Origin of the sequence: Microbacterium sp. (assembly GCF_047607465.1) — a bacterium.
Classification (GTDB): domain Bacteria; phylum Actinomycetota; class Actinomycetes; order Actinomycetales; family Microbacteriaceae; genus Microbacterium.
Genome location: NZ_JASGCY010000061.1, coordinates 1 through 17,656 on the forward strand (window position 1 = coordinate 1; position 17,656 = coordinate 17,656).

Annotated in this window: 19 protein-coding genes and 1 riboswitch; of the genes, 10 read left to right on the forward strand and 9 right to left on the reverse strand. The window is 68.8% G+C overall.

Features of this window, described 5'->3' with window-relative positions:
* Positions 1–169 precede the first annotated feature (169 nt).
* The gene (locus QM568_RS08425; protein WP_415137753.1) at positions 170–784 is read right to left on the reverse strand and encodes a M15 family metallopeptidase; all 615 of its coding nucleotides are present in this window, start codon (positions 782–784) and stop codon (positions 170–172) included.
* Positions 785–1,011: 227 nt separating this feature from the next.
* The gene (locus QM568_RS08430) at positions 1,012–2,499 is read right to left on the reverse strand and encodes an SDR family NAD(P)-dependent oxidoreductase (RefSeq protein ID WP_415137755.1); all 1,488 of its coding nucleotides are present in this window, start codon (positions 2,497–2,499) and stop codon (positions 1,012–1,014) included.
* A gap of 172 nt (positions 2,500–2,671) precedes the next feature.
* Between QM568_RS08430 and QM568_RS08435 the strand changes: the two genes are divergently transcribed.
* The 5 genes from QM568_RS08435 to QM568_RS08455 all read left to right on the forward strand — a co-directional run bounded on the left by QM568_RS08435 (position 2,672) and on the right by QM568_RS08455 (position 6,852).
* On the forward strand, positions 2,672–3,448 hold the full coding sequence (locus QM568_RS08435; protein ID WP_415137757.1) for a hypothetical protein: 777 nt from the start codon (positions 2,672–2,674) through the stop codon (positions 3,446–3,448).
* Between the two features lie 556 nt (positions 3,449–4,004).
* Positions 4,005–5,090 (forward strand): M4 family metallopeptidase, encoded by a 1,086-nt coding sequence (locus QM568_RS08440; RefSeq protein WP_415137759.1) that lies wholly within the window; start codon positions 4,005–4,007, stop codon positions 5,088–5,090.
* A complete protein-coding gene (locus QM568_RS08445) occupies positions 5,059–5,382 on the forward strand; it encodes a protealysin inhibitor emfourin (RefSeq protein WP_415137761.1) in 324 nt (107 codons plus the stop codon). Before QM568_RS08440 ends, QM568_RS08445 begins: the two co-directional genes overlap by 32 nt.
* A gap of 39 nt (positions 5,383–5,421) precedes the next feature.
* The gene (locus tag QM568_RS08450; RefSeq protein WP_415137763.1) at positions 5,422–5,637 is read left to right on the forward strand and encodes a hypothetical protein; all 216 of its coding nucleotides are present in this window, start codon (positions 5,422–5,424) and stop codon (positions 5,635–5,637) included.
* Positions 5,638–6,057: 420 nt separating this feature from the next.
* Complete coding sequence (locus QM568_RS08455) at positions 6,058–6,852, forward strand: ribonuclease H family protein (protein WP_415137765.1); 795 nt, start codon at positions 6,058–6,060, stop codon at positions 6,850–6,852.
* A gap of 57 nt (positions 6,853–6,909) precedes the next feature.
* Here QM568_RS08455 and QM568_RS08460 read toward each other — a convergent pair whose 3' ends face one another.
* Positions 6,910–7,899: an SRPBCC family protein gene (locus QM568_RS08460; protein WP_415137767.1), complete on the reverse strand. Its 990-nt coding sequence runs from the start codon at positions 7,897–7,899 to the stop codon at positions 6,910–6,912.
* Positions 7,900–7,930: 31 nt separating this feature from the next.
* Entirely contained in the window at positions 7,931–8,269 is a 339-nt protein-coding gene (locus QM568_RS08465) for an ArsR/SmtB family transcription factor (protein ID WP_415137769.1), read from the reverse strand.
* A 268-nt stretch (positions 8,270–8,537) separates the two neighbouring features.
* Here QM568_RS08465 and QM568_RS08470 point away from each other — a divergent pair, with 268 nt between their 5' ends.
* Together QM568_RS08470 and QM568_RS08475 are read left to right on the forward strand one after the other, a co-directional pair.
* Positions 8,538–8,858 (forward strand): ArsR/SmtB family transcription factor, encoded by a 321-nt coding sequence (locus tag QM568_RS08470; RefSeq protein ID WP_415137771.1) that lies wholly within the window; start codon positions 8,538–8,540, stop codon positions 8,856–8,858.
* Positions 8,859–9,074: a hypothetical protein gene (locus QM568_RS08475; protein WP_415137773.1), complete on the forward strand. Its 216-nt coding sequence runs from the start codon at positions 8,859–8,861 to the stop codon at positions 9,072–9,074.
* A gap of 70 nt (positions 9,075–9,144) precedes the next feature.
* Here QM568_RS08475 and panB read toward each other — a convergent pair whose 3' ends face one another.
* The 4 genes from panB to QM568_RS08495 are packed head-to-tail and all read right to left on the reverse strand — an operon-like array spanning position 9,145 to position 11,958.
* The gene (panB, locus tag QM568_RS08480; RefSeq protein WP_415137775.1) at positions 9,145–10,014 is read right to left on the reverse strand and encodes a 3-methyl-2-oxobutanoate hydroxymethyltransferase; all 870 of its coding nucleotides are present in this window, start codon (positions 10,012–10,014) and stop codon (positions 9,145–9,147) included.
* Positions 10,011–10,394: an aspartate 1-decarboxylase gene (panD, locus tag QM568_RS08485; protein ID WP_415137777.1), complete on the reverse strand. Its 384-nt coding sequence runs from the start codon at positions 10,392–10,394 to the stop codon at positions 10,011–10,013. Before panD ends, panB begins: the two co-directional genes overlap by 4 nt.
* Positions 10,394–11,245 (reverse strand): pantoate--beta-alanine ligase, encoded by an 852-nt coding sequence (gene panC, locus QM568_RS08490; protein ID WP_415137779.1) that lies wholly within the window; start codon positions 11,243–11,245, stop codon positions 10,394–10,396. Before panC ends, panD begins: the two co-directional genes overlap by 1 nt.
* Positions 11,242–11,958: a DUF2520 domain-containing protein gene (locus QM568_RS08495; RefSeq protein ID WP_415137781.1), complete on the reverse strand. Its 717-nt coding sequence runs from the start codon at positions 11,956–11,958 to the stop codon at positions 11,242–11,244. The genes panC and QM568_RS08495 overlap by 4 nt, the downstream gene beginning before the upstream one ends.
* A 517-nt stretch (positions 11,959–12,475) precedes the next feature.
* On the opposite strand from QM568_RS08495, the gene QM568_RS08500 reads away from it, so the two are divergent.
* Together QM568_RS08500 and QM568_RS08505 are read left to right on the forward strand one after the other, a co-directional pair.
* Entirely contained in the window at positions 12,476–13,393 is a 918-nt protein-coding gene (locus QM568_RS08500) for a hypothetical protein (protein ID WP_415137783.1), read from the forward strand.
* A 57-nt stretch (positions 13,394–13,450) separates the two neighbouring features.
* Positions 13,451–13,568, forward strand: a riboswitch (SAM riboswitch).
* A gap of 126 nt (positions 13,569–13,694) precedes the next feature.
* Positions 13,695–13,994 (forward strand): ADP-ribosylglycohydrolase family protein, encoded by a 300-nt coding sequence (locus QM568_RS08505; RefSeq protein WP_415137935.1) that lies wholly within the window; start codon positions 13,695–13,697, stop codon positions 13,992–13,994.
* Between the two features lie 379 nt (positions 13,995–14,373).
* On the opposite strand, the gene QM568_RS08510 is transcribed toward QM568_RS08505, so the two are convergent.
* Positions 14,374–16,215 (reverse strand): NERD domain-containing protein, encoded by a 1,842-nt coding sequence (locus QM568_RS08510; RefSeq protein ID WP_415137785.1) that lies wholly within the window; start codon positions 16,213–16,215, stop codon positions 14,374–14,376.
* Between the two features lie 175 nt (positions 16,216–16,390).
* Between QM568_RS08510 and QM568_RS08515 the strand changes: the two genes are divergently transcribed.
* Positions 16,391–17,641 carry a hypothetical protein gene (locus tag QM568_RS08515; RefSeq protein WP_415137787.1) on the forward strand — a complete coding sequence of 417 codons (1,251 nt, stop codon included), beginning with the start codon at positions 16,391–16,393 and terminating at the stop codon, positions 17,639–17,641.
* Positions 17,642–17,656: the final 15 nt, after the last annotated feature.

Here is a 17,656-nt window from a genome sequence, read left to right on the forward strand (position 1 = left end):
CTCGCCCCGCCCCCACTCCCGCCCCGGTTTCGCGGCCGACGCCCCATCTGCCCGGCGACGCCCCACCGCAGCGACGTCTGTCAGGTGGGGCGCGGCGGCGCAGGTGGGGCGTCGGCCGCGAAACCGGGGCGGGAGTGGGGGCGGGGGGCAGGAGGGGGCGGGCGGGGGGTCAGGGCTGCGTCCGCGGGTCGGCGGTGGGGTCCTCGTACATCTCCGGGCAGCCGTTCGCCGGCGCCATCGCACGCAGCTCGAAGTGCCAGGGCTCGTTGGCGTAGATCTGGCACAGGCCGAACTCCGCGCCGTGGCGCGAGAGCCAGTCCTGCCCGGCCACGGGGCCGAGGTCGACGGCGTCGCCCGAGACATGCTCCGAGTGCTCCGGCGTCGCGACCCAGCGGGCCGCTTCCTCCGCCGATCCGTACTTCTCCACGGCATCCGCCAGCAACTGCTCCTGATAGGCGGCCGAGCGCCATCCGCTGTTGACCTGCAGGCGCACGCCGTCCCGTTCGGCCGCTGTCGCCGCCGCACGCAACGCCGCCAGCAGCTCGGCGTCGAGGTTGGCCACCGCAGGAGTGCCGGAGAACACGGAGACCCGGTCGGACTCGTCGATCCTGCCGTCGTCCTCATCGATCACCCCGTCGTCCACGGGCGAGCCGCCGTCGGCGGTCGACCCGGTCCCGGCATCCGTTTCCGCTCCGACCACGGCGGATGCCGGAGCGGATGCCTGCTGCGCGATCAGCGCGATGGCGGTGACGATCACGACGGCGAGGAACGCGGCGCCGACCATGCCGGTGACGCGTCGCTGTCTCTGGGAGCGGCTGTTGTTTATGCTCCCAGTGAAGAGCGGATGCCGTTGCAGGGACGTATGCGCCTGTGCATATGCTCCCGATACGCCCGCCCGCCCCGCCCCGCCGACGCCCCACCTGGCCCGCCGCGCCCCACCTGCGACACGTCGCTCAGATGGGGCGCCGCCGCGCAGGTGGGGCGTCGGCAGGCAAAAAAAGGGGGAACCCCTCACCAGGGGCTGGGTTCGTAGTCCTTCAGGAACACGCCGTGGATGTCCTCGCCGGCCTCGCCGCGCACGATCGGGTCGTACACGCGGGCGGCGCCGTCGACGAGGTCGAGCGGAGCGTGGAAGCCCTCCTCCGCGAGACGCACCTTCGTGAAGTGCGGACGCTCATCGGTGATCCAGCCGGTGTCGACGGCGGTCATCAGGATGCCGTCGGTCTCGAGCATCTCGCCGGCGCTCGTGCGCGTGAGCATGTTCAGCGCGGCCTTCGCCATGTTCGTGTGCGGATGTCCAGGCCCCTTGTACCGGCGCGAGAACTGCCCCTCCATCGCCGACACGTTCACCACGTACTTCCGCCGCGACGGCGACGCCGCCATCGCCGGACGCAGGCGGCTGATCAGCAGGAAGGGCGCGGTCGTGTTGCACAGCTGCACCTCGAGCATCTCCAGCGGATCGACCTGATCGACCGACTGCACCCAGCTGTTCACACGGTTCACGTCGGGCACGAGGCCGCCAGCGTCGATGGCCGTACCGTCGGCGTGCTTCTCCAGCGACGACGATCCGGGGGCCATCGCGAGGCGTGCGAGGTCTTCGGCGGTCAGCGCCTGGCCGCCTTGCTCGGCGACGGTACCGCCTAACGCCGCGACCGACAGCAGGGGATGCGCGTCGACGGAGGCCTGCAGCGCCTGCGGATGCGGGTCGTTCGTGTGCCCGAAGGTCTCCATCTCAGGCAGGGGCCCGTCGGGAAGCGGCTGCAGCTCGGCATCCGCCAGCAGCGAGTACGCCCCCGGCGAGCGCCGCACGGTCTGCGCGGCGTTGTTGATGAGGATGTCGAGCGGACCCTGCGCGGCGACCGAGTCGGCCAGGCCGATGACCTGCGCCGGGTCGCGCAGATCGATACCGACGACGCGCAGGCGGTGCAGCCAGTCGGCGGAGTCCTCCAGCGCCGAGAAGCGACGAACGGCATCCCGCGGAAAGCGCGTCGTGATCGTGGTGTGCGCGCCGTCGCGGAGCAGGCGCAGGGCGATGTGCATGCCGATCTTCGCGCGGCCACCGGTGAGCAGCGCGCGCTTGCCGGTGAGATCGGTGCGGGCGTTGCGCTTGCCGTGGCTGAAGCGGGCGCAGTCGGGGCAGAGCTGGTGGTAGAACGCGTCGACGATCGTGTACGGCTGCTTGCAGATGTAGCAGTTGCGCGGCTTGATCAGCTCGCCCGCGATCGGCGCGTCGACGACGCTCGTCGAGAGGTCGATGCCTCGGGTCTCATCGTCGATGCGATCGGATGCCCCCGTCGCCGTTCGTGCGACGACGGCCTTGTCCGCCTCGGCGATCGCGTCGCGGATCTCCTTGCGGCGGGCCCGCTTGACCGCCTTGAACATCTTGGCCGTTCCGCGGCGCACGGCGACGAAGTCGGGGTGGTCTTCGTCGAGCTCGTGCAGGGAGTCGAGGACCCGCAGCGTGGTCGCGAGGTCCTCCGGGTCGATGCCTGTGGTCATTGTGTCGATTTTACGCGACGCGCCCGGAGGGAGAGGCGGATGCCGGGGGCGTCCCACCCGGAGGAACGCAGCATCTTCGGGGGTTCTCGGTCGAAGCCTCCGAAGGACGCCTATTCCTCCGAGCGGGCGCGCAGTCCGCAGGCGCTGTCGCGCCCTTCGGTAGCTTATTGGCGTGAAACCGCGCCTGCTCGCCGCCGCTGCCGCCGCAGCCCTCGTCGTCGCGCTGACCTCGTGCTCCGCTCCGCCGGATGCGGAGTCGACCGATACGGCATCCGCAGCAGCATCCGCTCCAGCATCCGCTCCGCCTTCCGAGGCCACCCCGACGACGGAGCCGGAGCCCGTCCCGTCGTGCCTGCAGATCGACACGACCGAGCCCACCGTCGACGGGACGACGCTCGGCACCTGCATCAGCGACGCGCTGCCCGTGATCGGCACGTTCAAGGCGACATCCGACATGAGCGGCGAGCCGCAGGAGGTCGAGATCCGGCTGCGTCCGGACGTTGCCCTGCACGGTCGCAGTCCCGATAACGAGGTAATCTACCTCGATGACATCGCGTACACGAACGAGGGCGACGGCTGGGTGAAGGGCGATATCGGCTCCGACGATCCCGAGGAGTACGTCGCCGGTGCCGCAGGACTCGCGCTGCTCACGGCGTTCGCGGGGGACGTGCTCAAGCAGTCGATCGCGGCCTGTCCGGTGTGGAACATCGAGGTGGCCTCGAAGAAGATCACGCTCCCCGATAGCACGGTCGTCGATTCGCGAGTGTTCAGCTGCGCGGCGCCGTTCGAGAGCTTCGGGATGACCGTCAGCCCGATGAACGTGTGGATCGGCGCCGACTGGACCCCCTACGGATACGAGAGTACTGTCACCGGTCTCGGCCAGATCGTCGAGGGCGTCTCGTTCTACTACGACCACGGCGTCCCGGTGGAGATCGTCGCCCCGGTGTAAGGGCGTCGGGGCCGGGGCCCGCTCCGGTCGCTCCGGTCGCGATTCGTGTCGGTCACGGGATCCGGTCGTGCGCTCCGGTGGAGATCCGTGCCGGTCTCGGCATCCGGTCGTGCGTTCCGGTCGCGATCCGTGCCGCTTCCCGTAGACGTCCATCCGTTCCAGTCGCGATTCGTGCCGCTTCCCGTAGACGTCCATTCGTTCCGGTCGCGATCCGTGCCGCTTCCCGGCGCGCTGAGCGGCACAAAGTGCGACTGGAACATGACGACCCCTCACCTGAACGGCACGAACTGCGACCGGAAGCCGATGGCGGATGCCGGGTCCGACCCAGAGGTCGTGGTCGAAACCGCGCGGCGAGAAGCCGCGGCCAAGGCCGTGACCAGAAGCCGAAGCCCGGGGACTCCCGCGGGGATCGGTGTCCCAGACCCCCGGAGACTCGGAACTCTGGAGATCACCAGAAACCCAGAACCAGAAACCCGGAACCAGGAACCCAAAACCAGGAACCCCCAGCCGAGAAGACCCGGACCCCGATGTCGGACCCCAGGCGTAGTGTCGACGCATGACCAGTCACGCAGGATGCCCCGGAATCATCCCCTCCTACCTGCTGGCGCGTCTGGCCGAATCCGGGCGGTTCCCCGATGCCGCGGCCGCCGCCCGGCAGACGCTGACCGCCGGTCGACCGCCGTTCCGCGCGCGCCTCGACCTGTCGATCGATGAGAACGGCGACCTCGTGGCGCAGCTCTCCGACGCTCCGAACCGCACGATCAGCGACGCCGCGAACACACAGAACCTGCCTGGCGCCGTGGTCCGCGCCGAAGACGACGACCCGGTCGACGACGAGGCGGTGAACCAGGCCTTCGACGGCCTCGGCGCGACCTTCGAGCTGCTGCTGTCGGCCTTCCATCGCAACTCGCTCGACGACGCGGGCGCCCCGCTCGACGCGAGCGTGCACTACGGCGTCGACTACGACAACGCCTTCTGGGACGGCGAGCGCATGGTCTTCGGCGACGGCGACGGCGAGGTGTTCACCGGCTTCACCGCATCGACGACCGTGATCGGGCACGAGCTCGCGCACGGCGTCGTCCAGCACACCGCGAACCTCGAGTACCAGGGCCAGCCCGGAGCGCTCAACGAGTCGATCGCCGACGTCTTCGGCGCCCTCACCGAGCAGTACCTGAAGGGGCAGTCGGTCACCGAGGCGAGCTGGCTGATCGGCGCCGAGATCTTCACCGAAGCGGTCGAGGGCTCGGCGCTGCGGTCCATGCTGCACCCCGGCACCGCCTATGACGACGATGAGCTCGGCAAGGACCCGCAGCCCGACCACATGAGCGGCTTCGTGCGCACGACGGAGGACAACGGCGGCGTGCACATCAACTCCGGCATCCCGAACCGCGCCTTCGCGCTGTTCGCCACCGACCTCGGCGGCAACGCCTGGGATCGGGCAGGCACTGTCTGGTATCGCACCCTCACGGGCGGCCTGTCCAGCACCGCCACGTTCGAGCAGTTCGCCGAGGCGACAGTGGCTGCGGCATCCGCCCTGGACGGGGAGGCCGGAAGCTCCGATGTCGCGGCAGCCGCTCGACGCGCGTGGACGACCGTGGGAGTCTTGGAGGATGAGCGAGCCCCGTCCACCCGAACGCGATGACACGCAGGTCGTGATCGCGGTGGTGCGCACGGGCGGCATCGCCGGCCTCCGGCGACGCTGGCGGGTCGAGGCGCCCTCCGATGAGGCGAGCGACTGGATCGCGCTGATCGACTCCTGTCCCTGGGACGCACCGGCGCCCGACGGCAGGGGCGCCGACCGGTTCGTGTGGAGCATCCGCGCCCGCACCCCCTCGGAGCGCCGGGAGCAGGAACTGCCCGACGCCGCGCTCGACGGACCGTGGCGCGAGCTGGTGGATGCCGTGCGCGCCGCCTCCGCTGAGGGATCCCGATGAGTCCGGCCACCGGCATCCGCAGCGGCGCACAATAGGGGCATGGGACTTTTCCAGCACCGACCTGAAGAAGAAGAGAACCAGTGGGCTCTTCCGTCCGAGCCGCTGGAGCGCAGCGAGGCCGACCTGCTCGGCGAGGTGCCCAGCAGCGACGCGTTCGACCTCGCCTTCGGGAACCCGGTCACGTCGATCGTGTTCCCCGTGGCGCCTCCGACCCCCGAGGCCGCGGATGCCGCCACCGGCGAGCCGGAGGACTGACTTCGACCGCAGCGTCGGACGCGTGCACCAATCCGGACGAGCCCCGGGATTCCTCGCGGCGGTCGCGTTCCGGACGACGCACGCCTACCGCATCTGCACCGGCCAGCAGCACGCCGGCTCGGAACTGCGCATCCCTCAGAACGGACTCTTCGGTTCCTCCTGAGGCGGCGCCCTACCCCCGCGCCTCGCCCAGCCGCCAGTAGCCCGAGAACGTGATGCGGTCCTTCGAGACGCCGCGGTCGACCCAGACGACGTCTCCGGCGAGATCCTGCTTCTCGGCGGCATCCTGCAGTGGATTCGCACTTCTGCAGGGTGATTCCGACTCAGATACCGTGCATGTCCACGGATCCCCTGCAGAATGCAGGCCGGGAGAACAGGACGCCGGCAGATGCTGTCGCCGGCCCCGGATACGGTGGAGGGATGACGATCACCGCCGCCGCTGACGGCTCCGCCCTCGGCAACCCCGGCCCGAACGGCTGGGCCTGGTACATCGACGACGACAACTGGGCGGCCGGCGGGTCTCCCCACGGAACGAACAACCAGGGCGAGCTGCAGGCCGTGCTCGAACTGCTGCGCGCGACCGCCGGCACCGACGAGAAGCTCAGGATCGAGTGCGACAGCAAGTACGTGATCGACTCGATCACCAAGTGGATGCCGGGGTGGAAGCGCAAGGGCTGGCGCAAGTCCGACGGCGGCCCCGTGCTCAACCGCGACCTCATGGAGGCGCTCGACGAGGCGATGCGCGGGCGCGACGTCGAGTTCTCCTGGGTGAAGGGGCACGCGGGGCATCCGCTCAACGAGGCCGCCGATGAGCGCGCGAACGCGGCAGCGAAGGCCTACCAGAAGAAGCAGGCACCGCAACGAGGACCCGGCTTCACCAGGGGAGCGGATGCCGGAGCGGCAGTCGCCGCATCCGTGCCGACCGGGGCGGGATCCGGGTGGGACGGCTCTGCGGACGACGACGCCAGGGTCGACGCCGAGACGGCGGGCTCCGCGGTCGCCGCGAGCGCGGCATCCGCTTCGTCCCCCGCCCCGATTCAGGCAGAGCCGCTCTGGGCCGAAGCATCCGATCTGTTCGAGGGTCTCGACGACGAGCCCGCGGATGACCCGATCGAGCTGCGCATCGCCCTCAGCGGCGATGAGCGTGCCCGCCTCACCGACCTCGCCGAGGCGCAGGGCGTCACGCTCGAAGAGGCGCTGCGCCGGCTGATCTGACGCTGGTCTACCCGAGCGCAGGGAGGGGCGGATCTTCGGGGTCCGGCCCTCCTGCACTCAGCGCCCGGCGGACCGGAGCACCTCGTGCTCGAGCCGGGCGTACGACGCCTCCATGCCGTCGGCCATGCCGGTGGCGAGGATCATGTCGCGCGTCTCCCTGTCGGGGTACTCGATGAGCACCGTGATGAGGGTGGCGCCGTCCTCCTCGTAGAGGTTGAGGTCGTTGAGCGTCTCGGGGCCTTCGGTGCCCTGCATCCGCTCGGTGGTGACAGCGCGGCGCGGCGCGTCGACGAGGAGCACCTCGCCCTCGAAGCCGAAGGGCTCTCCCTCGGTGTCGCCGACAGGTGCCCAGGAGGTGCGGTGGCGCTGCCCTGGCTCAGTGCCGATGACGCACTCGGTGATCTCCCACCCGTCGGGCCCGAGCATCCACTGCCGCACCAGCTCCTCCTCGTTGTAGGCGCGCCAGACGAGCTCGCGCGGCCCCTCGACGAGGCGGGTGATGCGCACGTGGGTGTCATCGAGCAGCTCGACGACGGTGCCTTTGCCCTGCGCGAGCTCGCGGAGGTCAGCCAGCACAGCGTCGATCTGGGCCATCGCCATTGCGGTGCCCTCGACCATGCCCATCGACACGGCCTGTTCGAGCGATTCGGCCGACTCGAAGAAGACGCGGGTGACCGCACGGGTGCCAGCGGCGGATGCTTCGAAGCTGAACTCCATGCGCATCGAGGGCATCCCGTCAACGGTGTTGCCGTCGTCGTCGACGAACATGTCGAGCACGGAGAAGCTGTGCGGTTCGTCGATGGCGATGAACTCCCAGGCAGCGGACTCGGTTTCACCGCGTGGGCCGTTCATTGTGTAGCGGGCTCGCCCGCCGACGGAGTGGTCGAACGTGCTGAACGTGGCAGGCCAGCCTGGGGGCCCCCAGAATCGTTCGAGTTGGCGCGGATCGGAGTAGGCCGCCCAGACCCGTTCGACGGGTACGGGGAAGTCTGCCGTGATCGTCATGGTCAGGTTTTCGGGATCTGTGGTGATGTCGGTGACGGGCATCGGATGCTCCTTGTTCGGGGGTCAGTGATCGTCAGCGATCTTCGGCGAGCAGGTCGTCGAGTCGGGCGATGCGGGCACGCCAGAGTTCTTCGTATCGGGCGAGCAGGATGCGGGCGCGGGCGATCATCTCGGGGTTCGCGCGGACCAGCCGCTCGCGCCCCTCGGCGCGCTTGATGATGAGTTCTGCGGCTTCGAGGACGGCCACGTGCTTCTGCACCGCCGCGAACGACATCTCGTATTCGGAGGCGAGGGCCGAGACCGACTGCTCGCGCTCGATCGTCCGACGCAGGATGTCGCGTCGGGTCGACGTCGCCAGTGCATGAAAGACACGGTCGACCTCTTCCTCACTGAGCTCTCGTTGTGCAACCATTTGGTTGTACGTTATGGCAGAGCGGATGCCGAGTCAAGAGGTTCTTTGCCGGGAACGCGTTCCGTCTGCATGCCCATTTCCCATCGGAATGCCCGTTCCGCCGATCTCGGCATGCAGACGGGATTCTGGCATGCAGACGGCACCGAATCAGCATCCGTCAATTCCAGCAGCGCGCTGAGGAAGGTGTAGCAGTACCACGCCAGCGTGGCATTGACAGCAGCACCTCCCATGTGTAAGTTTTTTATTACACATTTAGAGAGGTGTGGAAGTGACGGCCACGCAACCACCGATCGGACTCGCGACCCGGCTTACCGCCATCGCGAGCGATCAGCGGATGCGGATCATCGCGCTCCTCGCAGAGGAACGGCTGCACGTGAGCGCGCTCGCACGCAGGATCGGAATGTCGCGCCCACTGCTCTACATGCACCTCGCCAAGCTCGAAGAGGCCGGATTCGTCACCGGCAGCCTCGAGCTCGGCGCCGAGGGCAAAGCGCTCAAGTACTTCTCCCTCGCCCCTTTCGAGATCGTCATCGACGCCGAAACCATCGTCGCCGCCGTCGCGGCACGAGACATCGAGGGAGAAGAGTAGATGGAATACATCCCGTGGTTCGTCTGGATCGTCCTCGCCGGCATCGCTGCCGGCGTCATCATCACCGTGGTCAACTCTGTCAACGGCCGCAAATCCGAACTCGCGCAGGCGCTGGCGCAGAACGCCGAGACCAACGAACGGATGCTCGCCAGACTCGACGGGATCGACGATCGCCTCCGGTCGGTCGAGAAGACGCTCAACGACATCCCCGAGTAGAGCCGGCCAGGGATCGGGCCCTCGGCCCGGGTCTGCAGGCATCCGCAGCGCCGGCATCCGCCGCCGCGCCCTACCGCGCGTCGAGGAGCTCCTGCAGCCGCTGGGCCTCGCCTTCCGGCATCCGATATCCGTGCTCGGGTCCGGGGTACACGCCCTCGCGCACCTCGTCGGCATAGGCGGCGATCGCGTCGACGGCGGCCGTGCGCAGGTCGGCATAGCGCTTGACGAACTTCGCAGCTCCCCCGGCGTATATGCCGAGAAGGTCATGGAACACGAGCACCTGCCCGTCGGCATCCGCTCCTGCCCCGATCCCGATCACGGGGATCTCGAGCAGCGGCATGAGCGCGGCGGTGACTTCGGAGGGCACGGCCTCGACGACGAGCAGCGAGACGCCGGCGGCCTGCAGCGCGAGGGCGTCGTCGATCACGGAGAGGGCCGCCTCGGCGGTGCGCCCCTGGGCGCGGTAGCCACCGAGAGCGGTGGCGGTCTGCGGGGTGAGTCCGACGTGGCCGACCACTGGGATGCCCGCATTCACGAGCGCCCTCGCCCGGTCGACCGTGGTGCCGCCGCGCTCGATCTTGACGAGATCGACGCCGGCCTCCTTCACGAAGCGCTGCGCGGTGGCGAGGGCGATCTCATCGGAGGCCTCATAGGAGCCGAACGGCAGGTCGCCGACGAGCAGCGGACGGTCAAGGCCCCGGCGCACTGCCCTCGTGAGCATGAGCATCTCGTCGATCGTGATGGGGACCGTCGAGTCGTAGCCGAGCACGGTCATCGCGCCGGAGTCGCCGACGAGCACCATGTCGACGCCCGCGGCCTCGGAGATCTGCGCGCCCGGGTAGTCGTAGGCGGTCACCATGACGATCGGCTCGCCCGCCTGCTTCTTCGCGGCGAGATCGCCCAGGGTGAGCCGTTTCGTGGGGGCGGCGTGCGCGCTCATGCGCTCACCAGCTCTCCGACGGCATCGTCGATGCGCACAATCGCGTTCATACGGTCCACGTGCACGACCGCGGGCGCGTAGTGCTCGAGGTCCTCGCGGGAGTAGTCGGCGTAGGAGATGACGATGATCGTGTCGCCGGTGTGCACGAGGCGGGCGGCGGCGCCGTTGACCTGGATCACGCCTGTTCCGCGCTCCCCCTCGAGGGTGTACGTCACGAATCGCGCCCCGTTGTCGACGTCGACGACGTGCACCTGCTCGTGGGGCAGGATGTCGGCGGCGTCGAGCAGGTCGGGGTCGATCGTGATGGATCCGACGTAGTTCAGGTCGCTGCCTGTGATGGTGGCGCGGTGGATCTTCGACTTCAGCATGGTGCGTCGCATCAGCTGCTCGCTTTCAGTACGTGGTTGTCGATGAGGCGGGCGGCGCCCACGCGGGCGGCGACGGCGATCAGGGTGTCGCCGTCGGTCGTCTCGACGGGTTCGAGGGTCTCGGCGTCGCGGAGTTCGAGGTATTCCGGGTCGATTCCGGCGTCGGCGAGCACCGCCAGGGCGGCGGAGCGGATGCTGTCGGCATCATGCTCCCCGCTTTTGTGCAGTGTCTGCGCGGCGTCGAGCGCCCGGCTGAGCGCGGTGGCCCGCCGCCGCGCATCCGCATCGAGGTAGACGTTGCGCGAGCTCATGGCGAGCCCGTCGCTCTCGCGGACGGTCGGGCAGGCCACGATGCGGACGTCGAGGTCCAGATCGCGCACGACGCGGCGCACGACCAGCACCTGCTGAGCATCCTTCTGGCCGAGATAGGCGACGTCGGGACGAACGATGCCGAAGAGCTTCGTGACGACCGTGGCGACGCCGTCGAAGTGGTGCGCGCCTCGACGGGCGCCGTCGAGCACGTCGGTGAGGCCTGCGACGTGGATGTTCGTGGCGAACCCGTCTGGGTAGATCTCGGCGGGCTCGGGAGCGAAGAGGATGTCGACGCCCTCCGCCTCGGCGAGCGCGGCGTCGCGCTCCTCGTCGCGCGGGTAGGTGCTGAGGTCTTCGTTCGGGGTGAACTGGGTCGGGTTGACGAAGAGGGAGACGACGACGAGGCCGTTGTCCTCCCTCGCGCGGCGCATGAGGGAGAGGTGCCCTTCGTGGAAGGCGCCCATCGTGGGGACGAGGCCGACCGTCTTGTTCTGCGCTTTGGCATCTCGGACCGCCGCGCGGACCTCGGCGATCGTGCGGAGGATTCTCATGCGCGGTCCTTCAGGGCTCGGGTGGCGGTGGCGAGGGCGTCGAAGAGGTCTCGGTGCTCTCCGGATGCTGCTCTCTGGGCGGCGACCGTGGCCTCGTCGCCGCGGGCGATGGGACCGGTGAGGGCTTTCTGCGCACCGCACCGCTCCCAGTTTTCGACCGACTGCCGGGCGAGCGGGGCGAGGATCTCGCGCGGGTTCTCGACGCCGGCGGCGGTCGCAAGACGTTCGGCGGCGTCGAGCACTGCCAGCACGAAGTTCGAGGCGAAGGATGCTGCCGCGTGATAGGTCGCGCGGTCGGTCACCGTGAACGGGATCATGCCGAGGGCGCGGGCGAGCTGCTCGGCGACGGCCCTGTCGTCACCGGTGCGGCCGTCGACGGCGGCGCCGAGTCCGTGGAACACCTCGGGCGGCTCGGCGCCCGTGAAGGTCTGGAGCGGATGGATGCTGAGATCGACGTGCTCGAGGCCGGTCGCGCCGGAGACGTGGGCGATCTTGGTCGCAGTGCGCCTCGCCGCGGCGGCGGCATCCGCAATCGCGGCGTCAGGAACCGCGAGAATCGCAAGGTCGACCTCGGGCGCCTGTTCGTCGCGGCCGAGCGGACCCGTGACGTCGAACCCTTCGGCCCGTAGGGCGGCGGCGAGCACTGTACCGAGGCGACCGGCGCCGATGACGGCAACGGCCATGCCGGGCGCGTGCGAAGGAGTCGGGTTCATGTCGATTCCCCGCGTCGGGATCGTGCGGCGCGGATGTCATGAGTATCCGCCCGCGGCGGCATCCGCACCAAATCGCGGAGCAGAACGCCATGCAAGAATTAACCTGTACTGCTTCTTTTGCCATAGAAGGGGTCAAGTAGCTTGTTTTTTTGATCCCGGATCAGAACAGGATGTCGTCCGGACCAGCCGACTGCGCACCGTCGGCGACGAGGATCTCCATGAACGCGTGATTGATGAAAAAGTCGAGAGATTCTTTACACGTCCACGCTTCAGTGCAAGGAGCTTTACACGTTCGGGCCGCGGCGCCGAGCACTCGGCGAGTCCGGATATACCGCGATGTCCGACCCCCTCCCTACAGTTCTTCTCAGCCGGTCCTGAGGACCTTGCACCACGAGGGGAAACACGTCGGATGCCGCCCGATTCAGGGCGCTACTCGTCGCGCCTGCGGTCCGGCTCCCCTCGGCATCCGTCGTGGGGCAGGCCGGTGCTTCACGCACTCTCTCCGAAGGAGAATCACATGTCCATTCCCACCCCGCCCGCAGGCCCTGCGCCCGACGTCGCTCCGCCCTCCGTGACGCCGGCCCCCGGCTTTCCGATCGACGCGCCCGTGAACGGCGCCGCCCCGTACGGCACGCCGGCGCCCGCGCTGCCGGTGCCCCCGGGCACGGCGGCGACGCCGCCGAAGAAGCTGAACGTGCTCGCGCTCGTGGCGCTGAGCACAGCCGCGATCGGGTTCCTGTTCGCGTGCATACCGGGGGCGCTCATCGTCGGCTGGATCCTGCTGCCGATCGCGTTCGTGCTGAGCATCGTGTCGCTCTTCCTGAAGGGCGACAAGAAGTGGTTCGGCATCGTCGGGCTGGTGCTCTCGGTCATCGGGACGATCGTCGGATTCGCCGTGTTCTTCGCGGTGGTCGCGAACGCGGCGAACGAGGCCTTCGGCAGCGGTGAGGTCGTTGTATCCGAACCCGTCGACGACGATGCGGCAGCCCCCGCCGACGAGGCCGAGGAGCCGGCAGCCGAGCGGGGAACCCGCGAGAACCCCTACCCGCTGACGTCTGCGATCAGCAGCGACGACTGGACCGTGGTCGTCAACAGCTACACGCCTGACGGCAACGCCACGGTGGCATCGGGCAACATGTTCAACGACGAGCCGACCGCGGGCTCGCACTACGAGATCGTGAACTACACCGTCACGTACACCGGCGCTGAGTCGTCGTACGCCGCCGAGGTGGGCGTCGACCTGCTGACCGGATCGGGCAATGTGATCGGCTCGTTCGACTCGCTGGCGGTACTCGCCGACGGTTTCAGCCTCGACGAGCTGTACACGGGCGGTTCGGTCACCGGTTCGGTCGCGTTCCTCGTGCCCGACGGCGAGACCGTCACGATCCGGGTGCGGCCCGGGATGCTCGCCGATGAGGTGTTCGTCCAGCCGTGACGCCGTGCAGAGCCCGTCGACCTCATTGTCGGCGGGCTCTGCTACTCTCCTGATCAGGTTCAAGAGCTGCAGTCATCGGTACCTGGCCGGCTGCACGGCAACCCTCCTCCATCGAGCGGGGTGCCCCAGGGGAAGAACCGGCTCGGCGCGATCGCGTGCGGGCAAGTCGATGGGCACTCGTGCCCTTCCCACGGAAGGATGCTTCGATGAACGCAGATCACACCCCGCGCCCCACGGGCGGCTGGCCGGACGATGAGAACCGGCCGGTGTTCGCGCCGGGGCCGGTCGCCGGGAGAGGCTGATCGACGAGACTTCCGGCGCGCATCCGCGGGATTTCCAGGACGCCAACGGCTGGGTCGTGCGCGCGTTCCAGGGGGCGCTCGCCGCGGTCGAAGGAGCGACGTCGCTGACGGATGCCGTGGAGCGGGCGATCCGCGGCGGCGGCGACACCGACACGGTCGGCGCGATCGCCGGGTCCCTGGCCGGAGCCGTGTTCGGAGCGTCGGCGCTGCCGACATCGTGGACCGCGGGCCTTCACGGGTGGCCGGGATACACCGCCGCCGACCTCGCCGGGCTGGTCGAGGAGGCCGTCGGTCGGTGAGGTGAACTCGCAGTCGACCAGGTTGGGTTCCGGTCGCCATCACGGCGCTCCGTCTGCATGCCCGTGTTCCTTCGGAATGTCCGTTCCGGCCATCTCGGCATGCAGACGGGATTCTGACATGCAGACGGGACGCACAGATGGGGCCCTCGCCGCCCAGCGGGGGCGTCGGCGGGTGGAGACGTGAACTCGCAGTCGACCAGGTTGGGTTCCGGTCGCCATCACGGCGCTCCGTCTGCATGCCCGTGTTCCGTCTGCATGCCCGTTCCGGTCGTCTCGGCATGCAGACGGGATTCTGGCATGCAGACGGGACGCACAAATGGGGCCCTCGCCGCCCAGCGGGGGCGTCGGCGGGGACGGATGCCGGATGTGACAGGCCCGGTCAGTTCGGCACGACAACGCAGCGGTAGCGGGCACGGGTGAGCCCGACGTAGAGGATGTCGAACCACGACAGCCCCTCCTTCTGCGCGAAGGCGATGGCGTCGTCGCCGATGTCGGTGAGGATGACGGCTTCGGCGTCGAGTCCCTTGTACTTGAAGATCGATCCCCAGCGCACCCGTCCGGACGGAGCCTTCGGCAGGGGCGGGGTCGGCCTAGCCGAGGTCGGCGCAGCCGGCGAAACGGAGGACGGCCTCACCTCGGCAGCATCCGCAGACACCTCCGCGACAGCATCCGTCATCGGCGCGTCGACGGGCCCGAACTCGGACTCGACGCGCAGCCGGTCACGCAGCCAGCGCTCCTCTTTGGTGAAGTGCTCGGCAGCGAGCAGTCGGCCGACGAGCGAGTTGCGCGCGCCGAACGGGCTGAGAATCACGATGTCGTGCGCCTGGTGATGCGTGAGCAGCTCTTTCAGCGCGCCCGCCAGCGCATGCGACGGATCGGCGGGCGAGGCGATGTTCAGTGCGCCGACGGCCTTCAGGTGGTGCCCGCGGTATCCGAACGACCGCGACAGCAGTTTCTCGATGTCCGCCGTCAGTGCTGCCGCCTGCCGCAGACCACGACCGAGGGCGACGTGCACCAGGTCGGGCACCCGCTCCTTCGCGACGGCGAACGGGTCGACCTGGGCGTCGACGGGGTGCAGGATCTGCTGCCGCGGGTCACCGGCGAACGCGAGCTTCGCGCCGGTCGACGCGGCGAGCGCGAACAGGACGTCGAGCACGGCCGGAAAGGGAGCGATGTCCTGGAACTCGTCGACGCAGATCGCGTCGTACTCCCCAAGTTTCGGATTCGCGCTGAGCGCAGCAAAGGCGCGCTCAGGCAGTTCCTTCCGGTACCAATCCGGTCCAGCATCCGTCGGATTTGCGTCGAGTCCGACGAGACGCAGCATGAGCGAGTTGAGGTCGTCGACGACGATGTCGCGGTGGTTGCGCAGGGTACGGCGCAGTTCGTCGGCCATGAGCAGGTTCCAGCAGACGACGAGCGTGCGGTGGCCGAGGCGCCAGCGCTTGGCGAGCTGGGTGAGCAGGTAGCTCTTGCCGGTGCCGGCCGGGCCGTCGAAGTAGAGGCGGTCGTTCTGATCGACGAGATCGAGCACCATCCGCTGCTCCTTGAGGAGCTTCCCCTCGTCGTCGAGGCGTTCGAGCTTGCGATCGGCGAGCGTGCGTCCACCGGCGAAATCGCCGAGCAGCGTCGCCGCGATCTGCTCGGTGTGCTCCGCAGTCATCACCGCCGGGTCGTGCTCGACGCCGTCGACCGCCGCGTACCAGGCGTCGTGCTCGTCGAGCAGTTTCTGGATCGTCTTGACCGGATGCTGCAGATCGTCGCGCCACGCGAGCTCCCACTCGAAGAACTGCATGTCGCCGGGAGCGGCGTTCTTGAACAGGTGCCGGTCGAGGGAGGTGAACCACACGAGGCGCGCGATCGGCTCGGCACCCGTGAGCACCTCGCGCTGCTTGAGGAAACCGCGGATGCTGCGAATCGAGCCGTCGAGCTGGCTGAACGGGCTCTTGCCCGGGTTCGGCACGCGGTCGAGCCGCCACTCGCCGTCTTTGTACTCGACGTACTCGGGGCTCTTCGCCTCGATCACGACGATGCCGCGCCCCGGCACCAGCACGACGAAATCGGCCTCGCCCTGGAACTGCGCCGCGTGACGGCGGACCTCGAGGCTGTGCAGGACGATCCAGTCTTCCGACGCGGATGCCGTCGCACCCGCGAACGCGTCGAAGATGCGCGTCTCTGAGCTGTTCGCCCCGCTGCGCGGGCGGGCAGGGATCATGCGGGCCATGTTCGGATGCTAGCGGGAGGGGCGGACACCGAAGGCCTCCGGTCCCTGAGCGCCCTTCGTCTCGTCGCTGCGCGCCTCGCTCAGGAACCGCGCAGCGCCACCCCCGGTCCCTGAGCGAGCGCAGCGAGACGAAGGGCTCCACAACCCACGCCCCTCTCCCTGGCATTCTTAACCCATGCCTCTCGCCCGCGACATCCAGAACGTCCTCCCGAGCTTCCGCACGACGCGGCGCGACCTGTGGAACGGGCGGGCCGTCAACGAGTACGCGTTCGAGGCCGAGAACGCCGTGGGGCTGCTGGCCGATATGGCTGAGGACTACGGTGCGGCCGACGTGATCCCCGCGGTGCAGAAAGCGATCGCGAGCACGTTCCGCGTGCTGATGCGGGCCGACGATTCGGGGGGAGCGATCCAGCTCGTCATCCGCGATCTGCTCGTCCTGCACGCCGAACTGTGCACCAAAGCGCCGCCGGCGCCCGCCGTGCTGACGAAGTGGATCCAGACGCAGCAGTTCGGCGAACTCGGCGAGTATTTCAACATCGACGTCGCCGACTACGAAGAGGCGCTCGGCGAGAAGGGGCTCGAGACGTTCGAGCGTCATCTCGAGAAGCGCCGGGCTGCGCTGACCCTGCCGTTCGATGGTCGCCCCGACCTCGAGTTCGAATGGGACGACGAGCGGCACGCTCGACGGGCGGTGCTCTACAACCTGCAGCGCCTGGCCGTGCTGGCTGAAGACGAGGAGGCGATCGTCCGAACGCATGGTGGCGATCTGCCGAAGGCGTATCTCCGAGCGGATGCCGCGAAGGCGCTGATCGAGGCCGGATTCTTGGAGCGGGCAGCATCCGTCGCCAAGGAAGGCATGACGCTCGACGGCGGGTCGCATCAACAGCAGGAATGCGGTGAGCTGTGGGTCGAGTCGCTGGGTCGCATCGACCCTGCGGGGGTGGCGGATGCAGCGGGCGAGGTATTCCGCCGGTGGCCGACTGGTGGCAACGCGTCGGCGTGGATGGATGCCGCGGGCGACGGCGTGCGCGAAGAAGCCGTGACGTTGATGCGGAAGAATCCGCGAACGCTCGTCGCGTTCCTGCTCGATGCGGATGATGTGACGCGCGCCTGGAACGAGGCTCTCGACTCGCTCGGGGGCGCTGGCGGCGGGTTGCTTCCGCAGCAGTGGGACGAGCTGGTGAAGCGCTACGCGAAGGTGGATGCTGTCGCCGTGCTGCCTGTGATGGCGCAGCTGATCGATGACCGCCTGGTCGAGGCGAACACCGCGGTGTACGCGGGTGCGGTGAAGCGCATGAAGGAGCTGCGCAAGGCAGCCGCTCTCGCCGGGGTGCCCGAGATGGCCGACGCGTACCTCGCCGAGTGGCGGGAGAGGTTCAGGCGGCGAACGACGCTGATCAAGCGCATGGACGCCGCGGGGGTGTGAGGGGGCGGATGCCTG